The sequence below is a fragment of the Pseudomonas sp. Sample_21 genome (genome assembly GCF_004307525.1).
GTDB lineage: Bacteria > Pseudomonadota > Gammaproteobacteria > Pseudomonadales > Pseudomonadaceae > Aquipseudomonas > Aquipseudomonas atacamensis.
Map to the genome: position 1 here is coordinate 26,374 of NZ_RCNZ01000064.1, position 15,135 is coordinate 41,508.

13 protein-coding genes are annotated in these 15,135 nt (G+C 61.6%); 8 read left to right on the forward strand and 5 right to left on the reverse strand.

Translation table 11 applies throughout. The annotated features are described in order from the left end of the window. Nucleotides 1-67: 67 nt before the first annotated feature. Nucleotides 68-1,003, forward strand: a complete 936-nt coding sequence (yedA, locus tag D8U71_RS10560; RefSeq protein ID WP_130887733.1) for a drug/metabolite exporter YedA — start codon at nt 68-70, stop codon at nt 1,001-1,003. 52 nt (nt 1,004-1,055) lie between these two features. Next, on the forward strand, nt 1,056-2,396 hold the full coding sequence (locus D8U71_RS10565) for a DEAD/DEAH box helicase (protein WP_024014423.1): 1,341 nt from the start codon (nt 1,056-1,058) through the stop codon (nt 2,394-2,396). A gap of 203 nt (nt 2,397-2,599) precedes the next feature. Here the strand turns inward: D8U71_RS10565 and D8U71_RS10570 are convergent, their stop codons facing one another. Both D8U71_RS10570 and D8U71_RS10575 read right to left on the reverse strand, forming a co-directional pair. After that, nucleotides 2,600-3,841 (reverse strand): TIGR03862 family flavoprotein, encoded by a 1,242-nt coding sequence (locus tag D8U71_RS10570; protein WP_130887734.1) that lies wholly within the window; start codon nt 3,839-3,841, stop codon nt 2,600-2,602. Between the two features lie 292 nt (nt 3,842-4,133). Next, nucleotides 4,134-5,054 (reverse strand): histone deacetylase, encoded by a 921-nt coding sequence (locus D8U71_RS10575; protein ID WP_024014421.1) that lies wholly within the window; start codon nt 5,052-5,054, stop codon nt 4,134-4,136. 82 nt (nt 5,055-5,136) lie between these two features. Here D8U71_RS10575 and D8U71_RS10580 point away from each other — a divergent pair, with 82 nt between their 5' ends. From D8U71_RS10580 to D8U71_RS10590, 3 genes are all read left to right on the forward strand, one after another. Further along, nucleotides 5,137-5,706, forward strand: a complete 570-nt coding sequence (locus D8U71_RS10580; protein ID WP_130887735.1) for a GNAT family N-acetyltransferase — start codon at nt 5,137-5,139, stop codon at nt 5,704-5,706. A gap of 111 nt (nt 5,707-5,817) precedes the next feature. Further along, nucleotides 5,818-6,687 (forward strand): acyl-CoA thioesterase II, encoded by an 870-nt coding sequence (gene tesB, locus D8U71_RS10585; RefSeq protein WP_016773073.1) that lies wholly within the window; start codon nt 5,818-5,820, stop codon nt 6,685-6,687. Beyond that, the gene (locus D8U71_RS10590; protein ID WP_016773074.1) at nt 6,684-7,277 is read left to right on the forward strand and encodes an HAD family hydrolase; all 594 of its coding nucleotides are present in this window, start codon (nt 6,684-6,686) and stop codon (nt 7,275-7,277) included. Before tesB ends, D8U71_RS10590 begins: the two co-directional genes overlap by 4 nt. A 143-nt stretch (nt 7,278-7,420) precedes the next feature. On the opposite strand, the gene D8U71_RS10595 is transcribed toward D8U71_RS10590, so the two are convergent. Both D8U71_RS10595 and D8U71_RS10600 read right to left on the reverse strand, forming a co-directional pair. Then, entirely contained in the window at nt 7,421-8,374 is a 954-nt protein-coding gene (locus D8U71_RS10595; protein ID WP_130887736.1) for an alpha/beta fold hydrolase, read from the reverse strand. Further along, nucleotides 8,375-9,259 (reverse strand): neutral zinc metallopeptidase, encoded by an 885-nt coding sequence (locus D8U71_RS10600; protein WP_016773076.1) that lies wholly within the window; start codon nt 9,257-9,259, stop codon nt 8,375-8,377. It abuts the gene before it with no gap. Between the two features lie 393 nt (nt 9,260-9,652). On the opposite strand from D8U71_RS10600, the gene D8U71_RS10605 reads away from it, so the two are divergent. Then, nucleotides 9,653-10,531 (forward strand): DMT family transporter, encoded by an 879-nt coding sequence (locus tag D8U71_RS10605; protein ID WP_041477756.1) that lies wholly within the window; start codon nt 9,653-9,655, stop codon nt 10,529-10,531. A 131-nt stretch (nt 10,532-10,662) separates the two neighbouring features. On the opposite strand, the gene D8U71_RS10615 is transcribed toward D8U71_RS10605, so the two are convergent. Further along, nucleotides 10,663-11,976 (reverse strand): MFS transporter, encoded by a 1,314-nt coding sequence (locus D8U71_RS10615; RefSeq protein ID WP_232245443.1) that lies wholly within the window; start codon nt 11,974-11,976, stop codon nt 10,663-10,665. A gap of 385 nt (nt 11,977-12,361) precedes the next feature. On the opposite strand from D8U71_RS10615, the gene quiC reads away from it, so the two are divergent. Together quiC and D8U71_RS10625 are read left to right on the forward strand one after the other, a co-directional pair. Then, on the forward strand, nt 12,362-14,263 hold the full coding sequence (gene quiC / locus D8U71_RS10620; RefSeq protein WP_130887738.1) for a 3-dehydroshikimate dehydratase QuiC: 1,902 nt from the start codon (nt 12,362-12,364) through the stop codon (nt 14,261-14,263). 102 nt (nt 14,264-14,365) lie between these two features. After that, on the forward strand, nt 14,366-15,043 hold the full coding sequence (locus D8U71_RS10625; RefSeq protein ID WP_016773079.1) for a TetR/AcrR family transcriptional regulator: 678 nt from the start codon (nt 14,366-14,368) through the stop codon (nt 15,041-15,043). Nucleotides 15,044-15,135: the final 92 nt, after the last annotated feature.

Genomic DNA, 15,135 nt, shown 5'->3' on the forward strand with positions numbered 1-15,135 from the left:
AACTTATTTTTGCGCGGCGGCCTTTCTAGAATGACCGGTCCACAGAAATCTGACTGTCGAGCTGCCCATGCCTGCCTTGCGCCGTTTTTCCCTGCCGTTGATCGCTGCGTTTTTTGCGTTGTACGTGATTTGGGGATCGACCTATCTGGTGATTCGCATCGGCGTCGAATACTGGCCGCCGCTGTTGCTGGCCGGGGTGCGCTTCGTCATTGCCGGCAGCTTGATGTACGCCTGGCTGCGCTGGCGCGGTGCTCCTGCGCCGACCTGGGCGCAGTGGAAAGCGGCGGGGCTGGTCGGCATTCTGCTGCTCAGTTTTGGGAATGGCGCTGTGAGCGTGGCGGAGCACACTGGCGTGGCTTCCGGCGTTGCTGCGCTGGCGGTGGCGACGGTGCCACTGTTCACCTTGTTGTTCGGCTACTTCTGGGGCGCGCGCAATACGCGGCTGGAGTGGGCGGGTGTCGCGTTGGGGATTATTGGCATCGCCATGCTCAACATGGGTTCCAACCTGCAATCGAGCCCGCTCGGTGCGATGTTGCTGATTTTCGCGGCGGCGAGCTGGGCGTTCGGTTCGGTGTGGAGCAAGCATCTGCCGCTGCCAGCAGGGGCGATGGCCAGTGCGGTGGAAATGCTCGTCGGCGGCGTGGTCTTGCTGATCGGCAGTGCGCTGAGTGGCGAGCACCTGCAAGCCATGCCGCCGCTCGAAGGGTGGCTGGCGCTGGCCTATCTGATTTTCTTTGGCTCGATCATCGCCTTCAATTCCTACATGTATCTGCTCAAACACGTGCGCCCGGCGGCAGCGACCAGTTATGCCTACGTCAATCCGGCGGTGGCGGTGTTGCTCGGCGTGGTGTTTGTCGGCGAGACCATCGGCATCGAAGAAGCGCTGGCGATGCTGGTGATCATCAGCGCGGTGCTGCTGATCAGCCTGCCGCAGTGGCGTCGACCTGCGCAGCCACCCGTGGAAGAGGCGAAAGCCGTTCCGACGGAAGCGCGTACGAATTAGGGTAAACTGCGCGGCATTGCATCCCCGCGTCATTTTTTCCTACGGTACTCCCATGACTTTCGCCTCCCTTGGCCTGATCGAACCCTTGCTGCGCTCCCTCGAGACGCTCGGCTACCAGACCCCGACGCCGGTGCAGGCGCAAGCCATTCCGGCGGTGCTGGCCGGTCGCGACCTGATGGCAGCGGCCCAGACCGGCACCGGTAAAACTGCCGGTTTCGCCTTGCCGCTGTTGCAGTTGCTGGCCATGGAAGGGCCGAAAGTCACCGCCAACTCGGCGCGTGCGCTGATTCTGGTGCCGACCCGCGAGCTGGCCGAGCAGGTCCACGAAGCCGTGCGCCAGTACGCGGAAAACCTGCCGCTGCGTACTTACGCGGTGTATGGCGGCGTCAGCATCAACCCGCAGATGATGAAGCTGCGCGGCGGCGTCGATGTGCTGGTCGCCACACCCGGTCGCTTGATCGACCTGTTCCGCCAGAACGCGCTGAAGCTCAATCAGCTGCAAACGCTGGTGCTGGATGAAGCCGACCGTATGCTCGACCTGGGCTTCTCGGAAGAACTGGCGAACATTTACCGCATGCTGCCGAAAAAGCGCCAGACCCTGCTGTTCTCAGCGACCTTTTCCGATGACATCCGCCTGCTTGCCGGGCAGATGCTCAACGATCCTTTGAGCGTCGAAGTCAGCCCGCGCAACGTCGCCGCCAACACGGTCAAGCAGTGGATCGTCACCGTGGACAAGAAGCGCAAGGCTGAACTGTTCGTGCACCTGATGCGCAAGAACAAGTGGAAGCAAGTGCTGGTGTTCGCCAAGACCCGCAACGGCGTCGATGCGCTGGTGGAAAAACTTCAGGGCCTCGGTGTGAATGCTGACGGCATCCATGGCGACAAACCGCAGGCTACGCGCCAGCGCGCGCTGGACCGGTTCAAGCTCAGCGAAGTGCAGATTCTGGTCGCGACCGACGTTGCCGCCCGTGGTTTGGACATCGAAGATCTGCCGCTGGTGGTCAACTTCGATCTGCCGATCGTCGCCGAGGATTACATTCACCGCATCGGCCGCACTGGTCGCGCGGGTGCCACCGGTGAGGCGATTTCGCTGGTGTGTGCCGATGAAGTGAACATGTTGTCGGCAATCGAGATGCTGACGCGGCAGAACCTGAAGCGCCAGAACGAACCGGATTTCGAACCCGAGCACCGCGTGCCGGACACCGATGCCAGCGGTCAGGTGATCAAGAAGCCGAAGAAACCGAAGAAGCCGAAAGCGTCGGGCGGTGGCGGTGGTAAGCGCAATCTGGGCAAGTGGGTCGACAGCGGCGAGACCTCGGCACCGGAGCCATCGATCAAGCCGGTGCGCAAAGTGCCGGTGTTCAATACTGGACCGCGCAAGCGCAAGCCTTGAGATCAAAGATCAAAAGCCCCTCACCCTAACCCTCTCCCGGAGGGAGAGGGGACCGATTGGGGAATGCTTGAGAGTTACGTCGACGTGATATATCAGTTGTGAATGCCTAATCGACACGATCGTTCAGGTCGTGCATGACGTCAGACACCTCGGTCGGCTCCCTCTCCTGGGGGAGAGGGCTGGGGTGAGGGGGCGAGGGCGACTCAGTTCCCGCGCCCTAACCAGCTCAACATCCCCAACCCAGCCGCCCGCCCACTGGCAAAACACCCAGTCAGCAAATACCCTCCCGTCGGCGCTTCCCAATCAAGCATCTCGCCGGCGCAAAACACCCCCGGCAGGGCCTTGAGCATCAAGCGCTCATCCATCGCTTCGAATCTCACGCCACCAGCACTGCTGATCGCTTCATCCAGCGGACGGGTTTTCACCAGTGTGAGCGGCAACGCTTTGATCGCTCGCGCCAACAGCAATGGATCAGCGAATGTTTCGGCATCGGTCAGCTCGCGCAACAACGCCGCTTTCACGCCATCAATCCCCACCTGACTATGCAGATGCTTGGCCATTGAGCGCGCGCCGCGTGGTTTGCTCAGCGCCGCCTGCAGTTTATCCACAGGGCGACCGGGCAGCAGATCAATGTGGATAACCGCCGCGCCATAGCGATTGATCTCTTCGCGAATCGGCGCCGACAGCGCATAGATAAGGCTGCCTTCAATGCCGGTCGCGGTGATCACGCATTCGCCCAAGCGCGGGATGTCGTCGTTCAAACCGATGGCAATGTTTTTCAGCGGTGCGCCGGCGAATTTGCTCACCATCAGCTCGCTCCAGGCTTGCACCTCGAAGCCGCAATTGCTTGGCTGCAACGGCGCCAGATCCACGCCGCGCTGCTCCAGCGGCAACATCCACGCGCCATCCGAGCCCAGGCGCGACCAACTGCCGCCGCCGAGGGCGAGCAAGGTGGCGTCGGGGTTTACGCTGATTTCGCCTTGCGGGCTGGCGATGCGCAGTGCACCGCTTGCGTCCCAGCCGAGCCAGCGATGGCGGGTGTGGATAACTACGCCGCTGTCGCGCAGGCGCTTGAGCCAGGCGCGTAACAGCGGGGCGGCTTTCATGTCGGTGGGGAACACGCGGCCGGAGCTGCCGATGAAGGTTTCGATGCCCAGTTCATTAATCCACTGGCACAGCGCATCGGCATCGAATGCGCGCAGCAGCGGGGCGATTTGCGGTGCACGCTCAGCGTAGCGGGAGAGGAATGCCGGGTACGCTTCGGAGTGGGTAATGTTCATGCCGCCGACCCCGGCCAGCAGAAACTTGCGCCCGACCGAGGGCATGCCGTCGTACACGTCGACGCGGATTCCGGCCTGACTCAGCACCTCGGCGGCCATCAGGCCGGCGGGGCCACCGCCAATGATGGCGACGTGGGTGTTGGCGGGGGCGGAATTCTGGGTCATGGGCTGCGCTGCGGTATGGCGGGACAAGGCGCGCATTCTAACAGCGCTGAACCCTGTGGGAGACACCATCTGGGAGCGAGCCTGCTCGCGAACGCGGTCTGTCAGTCAATTTAGATGGTGTGGGTGCTAAAGCTTTCGCGAGCAGGTCGCTCCCACCGGGGCTGCGGTGTATTTCGAGGCTGGTTAAAAAATAAACAGTGCGCTGGGCGCCTTGGCCAGCATGGCCTGCAGTCCCTTTCGCTCAGGTTATCCACAGGCAGTTCCACAGCGATTGTGGGTAACGCAGCACGTTTCAATGACAGCCGTGTGAATCCCACACTCGTTGCGCGCTGTGATGGAGGATGCCGTGGCGGCGGGCGAGGGCGTGGCGGTCCTTGCTGTAGCCGCCGCCGATTACCCCGACCACCGGGATGTCGCGGCCCAGGCAATGGCGCATCACCCGTTCATCGCGCTCGGCCACCCCGGCGTCGGTCAGTTGCAGATAACCGAGGGCATCGTCCTTGTGCACATCGACGCCGGCGTCGTAGAGCACCAGATCCGGTTGATACAGCGGCAGCAGGTAATTGAGCGTGTCATCGACCACCTGCAGATAGTCGGCATCGCCCATGCCTTTGGGCAGCGGAATATCCCAGTCACTTTCGGCTTTGCGTGCGGGAAAATTCTTTTCGCAGTGCAGGGAAACGGTAATCGCCTCCGGCGTGTCATGCAGAATCCGCGCGGTGCCGTCGCCCTGATGCACGTCACAATCGAAGATCAGCACGCGATTGACCCGGCCGCTCTGTAACAGGTACTGGCTGATGATCGCCAGGTCATTGAAGATGCAGAAGCCGGCGGGGTAATCGTAGTGAGCGTGATGGGTGCCGCCGGCCAGATGACAGGCCAGGCCATGTTCCAGCGCTTGCTCTGCGGCGAGAATCGAACCGCCCACCGCGCGCACCGTGCGTCGCGCCAGCGCTTCATTCCACGGCAGGCCGAGGCGCCGTTGGTCTTCGCGGGACAACTCGCCGCTCATGTAGCGTTCGATATAGCTGCGGTCATGGGCGAGGGCGAGGATGTCGTTGGGACAGATCTGCGGGCGCAGCAGGTCGGCGTCGCGGGTCAGGCCGCTGTCGACCAGGTGATCGCGCAGCAGCCGGAACTTGTCCATGGGAAAGCGGTGATCCGCGGGAAACTCGGGGCTGTAGTCTTCGTGATAGATCAACGGCAAGGGCATGGCTTGTTTCGCGCAGAACCTGGGAAAGAATGAACGATCCTACCAGCGATGTAGACTCAACGGCATGGAAATGGAGGGGACGATGGAGCCGATACTGGAGCTGCAAAGCGCGCGCTTGTTGATGCGTCAATGGCAGGACGAAGATTTGCCGGCATTCGCCGCGATGTGCGCCGATCCGCAGGTGATGCGCTACTTTCCGGCGCCGTTGACCCGGCTCGAAAGTGCCGCGCTGATCGGCCGCGTGCGCGGGCATTTTGCCGAGCATGGCTTTGGCCTGTGGGCGCTGGAGCGCAAGGACACGGGCGAGTTCATCGGTTTCACCGGGTTGGGCGTGGTCGGCTTCGATGCGCCGTTTACCCCGGCGGTGGAGATCGGCTGGCGGCTGGCCAAGGAACACTGGGGCCTGGGTTACGCCAGCGAAGCGGCGTGGACCGCACTGCGCGCGGGTTTCGACCAGTTGAAACTGGAGGAAATCGTCTCGTTTACCGCCGGGCAGAATGCGCAGTCGGAGAAGGTCATGCAGGCGATCGGCATGCATCACGATCCGCAGGATGATTTCGATCACCCCAGGCTTGCGCTCGATCACCCGTTGCGCCGTCATGTTCTGTATCGCATCAGCCGCGAACAATGGCTGCAAAGCTTGCATGAATAAGCCGACACGGACGTTTACAATGGCCGCCATCGTATTTGGCCCGTGCCAGAACCTGAATCGTCCGCCGCAGCCAAGACTGCGCGGCCATTGCTTTGTGTGAGGAGAGTCTGAATGAGCCAAGTGCTGGAAGATCTGGTCGATCTGCTGACCCTGGAACCGATCGAAGAAAACCTGTTCCGTGGTCGTAGTCAGGATCTGGGGTTCCGCCAGTTGTTCGGCGGTCAGGTGCTCGGCCAGTCGCTGTCGGCGGCCAGTCAGACGGTGGAAGAGGCGCGCCATGTGCACTCGCTGCACGGTTATTTCCTGCGCCCGGGCGATGCCAAGTTGCCGGTGGTCTATTCGGTTGATCGCGTGCGTGATGGCGGCAGCTTCAGCACCCGCCGTGTGACGGCGATCCAGAAGGGCCACCCGATCTTCACGTGCAGCGCTTCGTTCCAGTACGACGAAAAAGGCTTCGAGCATCAGGGCCAGATGCCGGCGGTGGTCGGCCCGGAAAACCTGCCCTCGGAGCTGGAGTTGATCCAGCAGCGTGCGCACCTGATTCCCGAGCACATGCGTGAAAAACTGCTGTGCCCGAAACCGATCGAAGTACGCCCGGTCACCGAAAAGGATCCGTACAACCCGCAACCGGCCGATCCGATCAAATATGTGTGGTTCCGCGCCGACGGCGCCCTGGCCGACATTCCTGCGCTGCACAAATACCTGCTGGCCTACGCCTCGGACTTCGGCCTGCTGACCACGTCGATGCTGCCCCACGGCAAGTCGGTCTGGCAGAAAGACATGCAGGTCGCCAGCCTCGATCACGCGCTGTGGTTCCACAACGACCTGCGCGCCGATGACTGGTTGCTCTACGCGATGGACAGTCCGTGGGCCGGCAACTCCCGTGGTTTTTCCCGTGGCAGCGTGTTCAACCGCGCCGGGCAACTGGTCGCTTCGGTGACTCAGGAAGGCCTGATCCGCCATCGCAAGGACTGGGCATGAGCCTGACCGAGGTTCGTCATTGGGTGTTCGACATGGACGGCACGCTGACTGTCGCCGTGCATGATTTCGCGGCGATTCGTGTGGCGCTGGCGATTCCGCCAGAGGACGACATCCTCACCCATCTCGCTGCATTGCCAGCGGATGAAGCAGCGGCCAAGCATGCCTGGTTGCTCGAGCACGAACGCGATCTGGCGCTGGGCTCGACCCCGGCCACCGGCGCGGTTGAGCTGGTGCGCGACCTGCATGCGCGCGGTTATCGCCTCGGCATTCTCACGCGCAATGCGCGTGAGCTGGCGCACGTGACGCTGGAGGCGATCGGCCTGGCTGACTGCTTCGCGGTTGAGGATGTGCTGGGTCGCGACGAAGCACCACCGAAACCACATCCCGGCGGATTGCTGAAACTGGCCGAAGCCTGGCAAGTGCCGGCCAGTGACATGGTGATGGTCGGCGATTACCGTTTTGATCTGGATTGCGGTCGAGCAGCGGGGGCGCGGACGGTATTGGTGAACCTGCCGGATAACCCGTGGCCGGAGTTGACCGATTGGCATGCGAAGGATTGTGTTGAGTTGCGGCGGATGCTGTTTGCCTGACATCTTCGTCGCCTGAGCCGGCCCCTTCGCGAGCAAGCTCGCTCCCACATTGGATCTTCAGTGCACACATATTTTGTGCATGTCATAGAGCTATGTGGGAGCGAGCTTGCTCGCGAAGGGGGCGGTGAATTCAGCAAAAAAACCTACTGATCAAACAACGCCTTCTGCCCCTCCGCCGACGTCAGCATTCCATCCCCGTCATGCCCGACTCCAGGCACCTCCACCAGCCGCTGATTGACCCCCTCGGGATGCCGGCGCAGTAAGTAGCCGAAATACATTTTTCCGCGCATCAACCGGTAAGCCCCTTGCGCCTCGGCCGCGCAGCTCTTGTCCAGCGCCGGATGTTCCGGATCGACGTCCTGCTGCCCGAGCAGATAAATCACCTCGCGTTTGACGTAAGCGCTCTCGACCTGCAACGGCGTTTGCCCGCCGGCATACACCGGCATGTCCGCCAGGCCGTACTTCCAGCGATTGAAACCAGGACATTGCGCGTGATCGAACGCCACTGGCCGCTGCTCGTTGAAGTACGCATAAGAAGAAGGATTGGCCACCACATAGCGCAAGCGAATGCCGTTGGCCTTGAGCGCTGGCTGATCCTTGGCCAGCAGGGCGTAACGCTGCACCACTTGGCCCCCGCCAGAGTGGCCGAAGATCACGATCTGCTTCACGTCCGGAAACTGTTTGCGATCGCTGACCCGCGCGACGATTTCATCCAGCGCCGCGTAGGAGCTCAGCGGATTTGGCCCGGTGGACAAGCCGCCGCCCATCCACTCGTTGCCCTGCCAGCGCAGCACCGTCGGCGGCAAGGAATACAGGGTGACGTCACTTTCATTGAGAAACTGCGGAGCGATCACCAGCGTGTGCGCGGTCTGCCCGGCGAGTTCGGCGGCGCTTTCCGCGCTTTTGCGGTAGGTCTCGGCGTTGCGCAGGCGACCGTGAATGACGATCAGCACCCGCTCGATCTTCTCCGGTGCCGGGCCGATGCCCACCGCCATTTCCCCGGCCTTGAGTTGCAGGCGACCGGGGCTGATCGCATCGACGCCGGCCGCTTGCGCGGTGCCGACGATGAACAGTAACGCCACAAGCCATTTATGCATTTACAGGGTTTTCGCCGCGAAGGTGTCGCACTGGCTTACCTGGCCTTGCGCGAATCCGGTTTTGAACCAGCGCACCCTTTGCGCTGACGTACCGTGGGTAAACGAGTCCGGCACCACACGGCCCTGACCCTGTTGCTGCAAGCGATCATCGCCGATGGCGTTGGCGGCGTTCAAGGCTTCCTCGATGTCGCCCGGTTCCAGCCAGTTCAGGCGTTTCTGCGCGTTATACGCCCAGACGCCGGCGAGACAGTCGGCCTGCAATTCCTGGCGAACCAGCAAGCCGCCGTCGCCCTCCATCTGCCGGCCTTGCTGACGCGCCGCCTGCATCTTCGCCGAGACGCCCAGCAGCGTCTGCACATGGTGGCCGACTTCGTGCGCAATCACGTAAGCCTGAGCGAAATCGCCAGCGGCTTTGAAGCGCTGCGACATCTCCTGAAAGAAGGCCATGTCCAGATAGACCTTCTGGTCGGCCGGGCAGTAGAACGGGCCGGTGGCAGAAGTGGCCATGCCGCACGCGGAGTTCACCCGATTGCTGAACAGCACCAGTGTCGGGTCTTTGTATTGGCGTCCGGCCTGCTGGAAGATCGGACCCCAGGTGTCTTCGGTGTCGCCGAGGATAGAGCGGACGAATTCAGCCTGTTCATCGTTGGCCGGCGGTGCCTGACGGGTTTGCGAGGTGGGCGCCGGTTGTTCCATCTGCCCGGTCAACTGGCCGAGAATCTGCATCGGGTCCTGGCCGGTGAGCCAGCCGATGCCGACGATCAGCACAATAGCGGTCAGGCTCAGGCCCTTGCCGCCACCGAAGCGCATGCCGCCGCCACCGCCGGCATCATCACCCCGGGCGTCGACGACGTTGTCACTGCGTCGGCCTTTTTTCCATAGCATGTGGGAATCCTCTTTCTATTGCCGGTGATGAATCTGCTGGTGATGAGTGTTGCCGCTGTGTGAGTGTGGCGCCAGTCCGGTCGTCCGTCCATGCACACGCGCCCACATGGTGCGGGCCTGGTATTGACGGTCGAGCGCGCCGTGAATTCAATCCCGAGTGGAATTTCTTCCGTCGAACTCATGAACCCGCTGTTCCGACGGCAGTCTGTGATGTTGCACACTGGCCGGGCGCCGAAGTGGCGGGAATCTTGCCTCAAGGTTTTGCCTGGCGGCGGTTTCCCGGCGAAGAAGAGTGCAACCTGTGCGGTTGCTGAAAGCTCGGCCGACTATGATTGCCACAACGATTGCCGCCAGCGCGAACGCTCGCCCGGATTTTTTTTTCAGAGATTGCCAATGACCGTCAGCACCCCGCTCTCCGGTGTCAACCAGCCCTTCAAGGGGATCTTGCTGATTGTCGTGGCGACGTTCCTGTTTTCCAGCCACGACGCGTTGTCGAAATACCTCTCCGGTTTTTATCCGATCGTGATGGTGGTGTGGGCGCGCTATGTGGTGCACACCTTGTTGATGGCGGGGATTTTCCTGCCGCAGTCCGGTTTGCGCGTGCTGCGCACGAAAAAACCGTTATGGCAGCTCGCCCGTGCCCTGTGCCTGCTCGGCACCAGCCTGTTTTTCACCACGGCGCTGCTGTACATCCCGCTGGCCGAAGCCACGGCGGTCAACTTTCTCGCACCGGTATTGGTGACGGCATTGTCGGTGCCGTTGCTCAAGGAACGGGTGACGCGCGGGCAGTGGATCGCGGTGATCTGCGGCTTCATCGGCGTGCTGATCATCGTCCACCCGGGCGGCGAACTGTTCACCCCGGCGATCCTGCTGCCGTTCTGCTCGGCGCTGTTCTTCTGCTTCTACCAATTGCTGACGCGCAAGCTCGCCGAAGTGGACAGCCCGACCACCAGCAACTTCTTCGCCGGGCTGTGCAATACCTTGGTGATGAGCGCGCTGGTGCCGTTCTTCTGGCAGGTGCCGACGTTGCCTCATGCCGCGCTGATGCTGGCGCTGGGCAGCTGCGGGATGACGGCGCATCTGTTCCTGACCCAGGCCTTCCGTCACGCAGCACCAGCCTTGCTGGCGCCGTTCGGCTATTGCCAGATTGTCTTTGCCGGATTGTTGGGCTGGCTGCTGTTCAATCACACCCCGAGCGGGTTGACGGTGATTGGTATTGCGGTGATCTGTTGCAGCGGATTGGCGGCAGCGTGGCAGCAGAGCCGGCGCTGAAGAGCGGATCCCGGTACAACTTGTGGGAGCGAGCCTGCTCGCGAAAGCGGTGGGTCAGTCGCCATATTCAGCGGCTGACGTGACGCCTTCGCGAGCAGGCTCGCTCCCACAATGGGATGTATGCAGGCAGGTTATTCGGTAACGGTCGGAATCTTGCGCGGTGCCATGAAGTACATCCACGTCAGTGCGAGGAAGTACATCGCCGGGATCAGCGTGAACAGCACTGTGTAGTTGTTGTTGGTGACGGTGAGGATGTGGCCGACGATCTGGGTCATGAACATCCCGCCGATCGCCGCGCACATGCCGCCGAAGCCGAACACCGTGCTCATCATGTGCTTGGGCGTGTAGTCCATCACCAGGCTCCAGATGTTCGCAGTCCAGGCCTGATGCGCGCCGATCGCCAGCGAGATCGCCGCCACCGCCACCCACAGGTTCGCCGAGCCGGCAGCCATCACCACGCCAATGATGCAGCAGGCAAACAGCAACATCGACAGCAGCCGCGCCTTGATCGAGTTCATCCCGCGACCGATCAGGAACGAGGACAGAATCCCGCCGCCGACACTGCCGAAGTCAGCCGTGACATAAATGATGATCAGTGGAATACCCATCTGCGTCACGTTGATGCCGAGGTTGTATTGCTGATTGAGAAACGGCGGCAGCCAGTACAGATAGAACCAGAACACCGGCGCGGTCAGCGAGTAGGCGAGGGCGAAGGCCCAGGTGCCGCGCATGCGCAGGATCTTGCTGAACGGCACGCGGGCCTGTTCCGGTTCGACTTGCTGCTGGATGTAATCGAGCTCCGACTGTTTCACCGTCGGGTGATCTTCCGGATTGAAGTATTTCAGGCCCCAGAACAACAGCCAGATCCCGCCGAGTGCGGCCATGCAGAGGAACGCCGCTTGCCAGCCCCACACATGCAGGACCAGTGGCAGCAGCATCGGCGTGAACATCGCGCCGACGTTGGTGCCGGCGTTGAAAATGCCGGTAGCGACTGCACGTTCACCGGCCGGGAACCACAGGCGCGTGGTCTTCACACAGGCCGGGTAGTTGGCCGCTTCCGTCAGGCCGAGGATGAAGCGGCAGACCATGAAGCCGACCGCCGAGGTCGCCAGGCCATGGGCGCCGGTCGCCAGGCTCCAGAGCAGCACGGCGCAAAAGAACACGCGCTTGACGCCGACCCGGTCGATCAGGCGTCCCTGCAGGACAAAACCGATCGCGTAGCCGACCTGAAACCAGAAGTTGATGTTGGCGTAATCCATCGCCGTCCAGCTCATTTCCTTGGCGAGGATCGGCTGCATGACGCCGAGGGCGGCGCGGTCGATGTAGTTGAGGGTGGTGGCGAAAAACACCAGCGCCAGCATGCCCCAGCGGGTCTTGCCGACAGCCATGGCGCCGCGGATCTTGTCGCCTATGCCACCCGTGGCAGTGCTTATGGCCGGAGCCATGCGGGAAGTCTGTGAAGGAATCATGTGTTCCACCCGTTTTTGGATTTGTTATTTGGTGTTCTTTTCTGTCGAACACCTTGCCCGGTGGTTAGTGGCCGGACTCGATGTGCAACCGATGTTGGGCAGTGAACAAAAAATCGTCAATTCGCCAAATCGCCTTAGTGTTCGATAATCGCACGCAAAACTAACCGGGTAGTACACTTTAAATTGCTGCGCGCAGGGATGCAGCCAATAATTTCCCTCACTATAAAAGCCCATTCCCCGGTAGGAGCTGCCGAAGGCTGCGATCTTTTGATTTTGCTGTTTTGGTAATCAAGATCAAACGATCGCAGCCTTCGGCAGCTCCTACAGTAAAGATAAAGCGGCGCAGTCCGGGAGTTGAAACATGCAGCGTTCCATTGCCACCGTTTCCTTGAGCGGCACCCTGCCGGAAAAACTCGAAGCCATTGCCGCCGCCGGGTTCGACGGCGTGGAGATTTTCGAAAACGACCTCCTGTACTACGACGGCAGCCCACGGGAAATTAAACAGATGTGCGCCGATCTGGGGATCGCCATCACCCTGTTCCAGCCGTTCCGTGACTTCGAAGGCTGCCGCCGCGATCGCCTGGCGCGCAATCTCGAGCGTGCCGAGCGCAAATTCGATCTGATGCAGGAACTTGGCACCGACCTGGTGCTGGTCTGCAGCAACGCCTCGCCGGACAGTGTCGGCGATCAGCAAATCCTCGTCGATGATTTGCGCCTGCTGGCCGAACGCGCCGGCGCCCGTGGCTTGCGCATCGGTTACGAAGCGCTGGCGTGGGGCCGTCACGTCAACACTTATCAACAGGTCTGGGACATCGTCCGTCAGGCTGATCACCCCAACCTCGGCGTGCTGCTCGACAGCTTTCACACCCTGTCGCTGAAGGGCGATCCCAGCGCGATCGCCGACATTCCCGGCGACAAGATCTTCTTCGTGCAAATGGCCGACGCGCCGATCCTGGCCATGGACGTGCTGGAGTGGAGCCGGCATTTCCGTTGTTTCCCGGGGCAGGGCGAATTCGATCTGCCGGGTTTCCTCGCGCCGATCATCAAGAGTGGTTATACCGGACCGTTGTCGCTGGAAATCTTCAACGACGGCTTCCGCGCCGCGCCCCCGCGAGCTAACGCCGCCGACGGATTGCGCTCGCTGCTGTATCTGGAAGAGAAGACCCGTCAGCGTCTCGAGCAGGAAGCGCCGCCGGTGGCCAACCGTGACATTCTTTTCGAAACGCCGCCGGCCAGCGAATACAACGGGGTTGAATTTCTCGAGTTTGCCGTCGACGAAGCGTTGGGCGCGAAGCTCAGTCACTGGCTGCAACGCCTCGGTTTTGCCAAGGCCGGGCAGCATCGCTCCAAGAGCGTCAGCCTGCTGCGTCAGGGCGATATCAACCTGATCCTCAACTCCGAGCCGTATTCGTTCGCCCACAGCTTTTTCGAAGCTCACGGCCCGTCGCTGTGCGCCACGGCCGTGCGGGTCAAGGACAGCGCCAGTGCGCTGGCCCGCGCAGTCGCTTACAAGGGGCAGCCCTATCGCGGGCTGGTCGGGCCGAATGAACTGGAACTGGCGGCGGTGCGCGCACCGGACGGCAGCCTGATTTATCTGGTCGATGCGGACGCCGACGTGTACGGCACCGATTTCAATCTGTTGCCGGACGCGCAGACCAGCGGCGGCCTCAAGCGTATCGATCACATGGCCATGGCCCTGCCTGCCGACAGCCTCGACAGTTGGGTGCTGTTCTACAAAAGCCTGCTGGATTTCGAAGCCGACGATGAAGTGGTCTTGCCCGATCCGTACGGTCTGGTGAAGAGCCGCGCACTGCGCAGTCGCGACAGCTCGATCCGGCTGCCGCTGAACATCTCCGAGAACCGCAACACTGCTATTTCGCATGCGCTATCGAGTTATCGCGGCTCCGGTGTGCACCACATCGCCTTCGATTGTGACGACATCTTCGCCCATGTCAGTCGCGCCAAAGAGGCCGGCGTGCCGCTGCTGGACATCCCGCTGAATTACTACGACGACCTTGCGGCGCGTTTCGATTTCGACGATGAGTTTCTCAGCGAGCTGGCCTATTACAACGTGCTCTACGACCGTGACGCCCAGGGCGGCGAGTTGTTTCACGTCTACACCGAGCCGTTCGAGGGGCGTTTCTTCTTCGAGATCATCCAGCGCAAGAATGGCTATGCCGGCTACGGCGCGGCCAACGTTGCGGTGCGGCTGGCGGCGATGGCCAAATCCCGCAGCGGTGCGGTGCGTCAGGCGAAGTTGTAGGGAATTCGTAAACGCGGGATTAAACACCGGCTGCGCGGCTTCCTTCACTGTCCCGCGCGGCCCATAATCGCCAGCTTGTGCAGTGATGGCCGTGAGCCCGCGATGACCATGAATTCAGAACTTTCCGCCGCTGCTGTCGAGTCCGACGCAGTGCCGCGCAAGAGTCGCAAGAACAATCCGGAAAAGACCCGCGAGAACATTCTCCAGGAGGCGATCGTCGAGTTCGTCCAGCAGGGCTTGTCCGGCGCTCGCGTCGACGCGATCGCCGAGCGCATCCACACCTCCAAGCGCATGATCTATTACTACTTTGGCAGCAAGGAGCAGTTGTACGTCGAGGTGCTGGAGAAGCTTTACGGCGATATCCGCAGCACGGAAAACCGCCTGCACCTGGACGAACTGCCGCCTGAGCTGGCGATCCGTCGGTTGGTGGAATTCACCTTCGACCACCACGATCACAACGTCGATTTCGTGCGCATTGTCAGCATCGAAAACATCCACAACGCCGAGTACGTAAAGCGTTCCGATGCGATCAAGGCGCTGAACAACACGATCCTCGATACCTTGGGCGGGATTCTGCAACGAGGCGCGGACGAAGGTCTGTTCCGGCGTGGCATCGATGCGCTGGACGTGCATCTGCTGATCAGTTCGTTCTGCTTCTATCGCGTGTCGAACCGTCACACGCTGGGGGAGATCTTCCAGATCGACCTGCCGGATGAAACCATCAAACAGCGTCATCGCGAGATGATCTGCGAGTCGGTGTTGCGCTACCTGAAGGCCTGACTCGATCTTCCCTGTGGGAGCGAGCCTGCTCGCGAAAGCGGTGTGTCAGTCGCCCTGTTCGTTGACTGAATCGACGCCTTCGCGAGCAGGCT

What these genes read in the sequence shown, in the direction of transcription:
- D8U71_RS10590 (WP_016773074.1), top strand. Translation starts at nt 6,684, where the DNA reads ATGAGCCTGACCGAGGTTCGTCATTGGGTGTTCGACATGGACGGCACG.
- D8U71_RS10615 (WP_232245443.1), bottom strand. Translation starts at nt 11,976, where the DNA reads ATGGCTCCGGCCATAAGCACTGCCACGGGTGGCATAGGCGACAAGATC.
- D8U71_RS10595 (WP_130887736.1), bottom strand. Translation starts at nt 8,374, where the DNA reads ATGCATAAATGGCTTGTGGCGTTACTGTTCATCGTCGGCACCGCGCAA.
- tesB (WP_016773073.1), top strand. Translation starts at nt 5,818, where the DNA reads ATGAGCCAAGTGCTGGAAGATCTGGTCGATCTGCTGACCCTGGAACCG.
- D8U71_RS10625 (WP_016773079.1), top strand. Translation starts at nt 14,366, where the DNA reads ATGACCATGAATTCAGAACTTTCCGCCGCTGCTGTCGAGTCCGACGCA.
- yedA (WP_130887733.1), top strand. Translation starts at nt 68, where the DNA reads ATGCCTGCCTTGCGCCGTTTTTCCCTGCCGTTGATCGCTGCGTTTTTT.
- D8U71_RS10600 (WP_016773076.1), bottom strand. Translation starts at nt 9,259, where the DNA reads ATGCTATGGAAAAAAGGCCGACGCAGTGACAACGTCGTCGACGCCCGG.
- D8U71_RS10565 (WP_024014423.1), top strand. Translation starts at nt 1,056, where the DNA reads ATGACTTTCGCCTCCCTTGGCCTGATCGAACCCTTGCTGCGCTCCCTC.
- D8U71_RS10605 (WP_041477756.1), top strand. Translation starts at nt 9,653, where the DNA reads ATGACCGTCAGCACCCCGCTCTCCGGTGTCAACCAGCCCTTCAAGGGG.
- D8U71_RS10580 (WP_130887735.1), top strand. Translation starts at nt 5,137, where the DNA reads ATGGAGCCGATACTGGAGCTGCAAAGCGCGCGCTTGTTGATGCGTCAA.
- D8U71_RS10570 (WP_130887734.1), bottom strand. Translation starts at nt 3,841, where the DNA reads ATGACCCAGAATTCCGCCCCCGCCAACACCCACGTCGCCATCATTGGC.
- quiC (WP_130887738.1), top strand. Translation starts at nt 12,362, where the DNA reads ATGCAGCGTTCCATTGCCACCGTTTCCTTGAGCGGCACCCTGCCGGAA.
- D8U71_RS10575 (WP_024014421.1), bottom strand. Translation starts at nt 5,054, where the DNA reads ATGCCCTTGCCGTTGATCTATCACGAAGACTACAGCCCCGAGTTTCCC.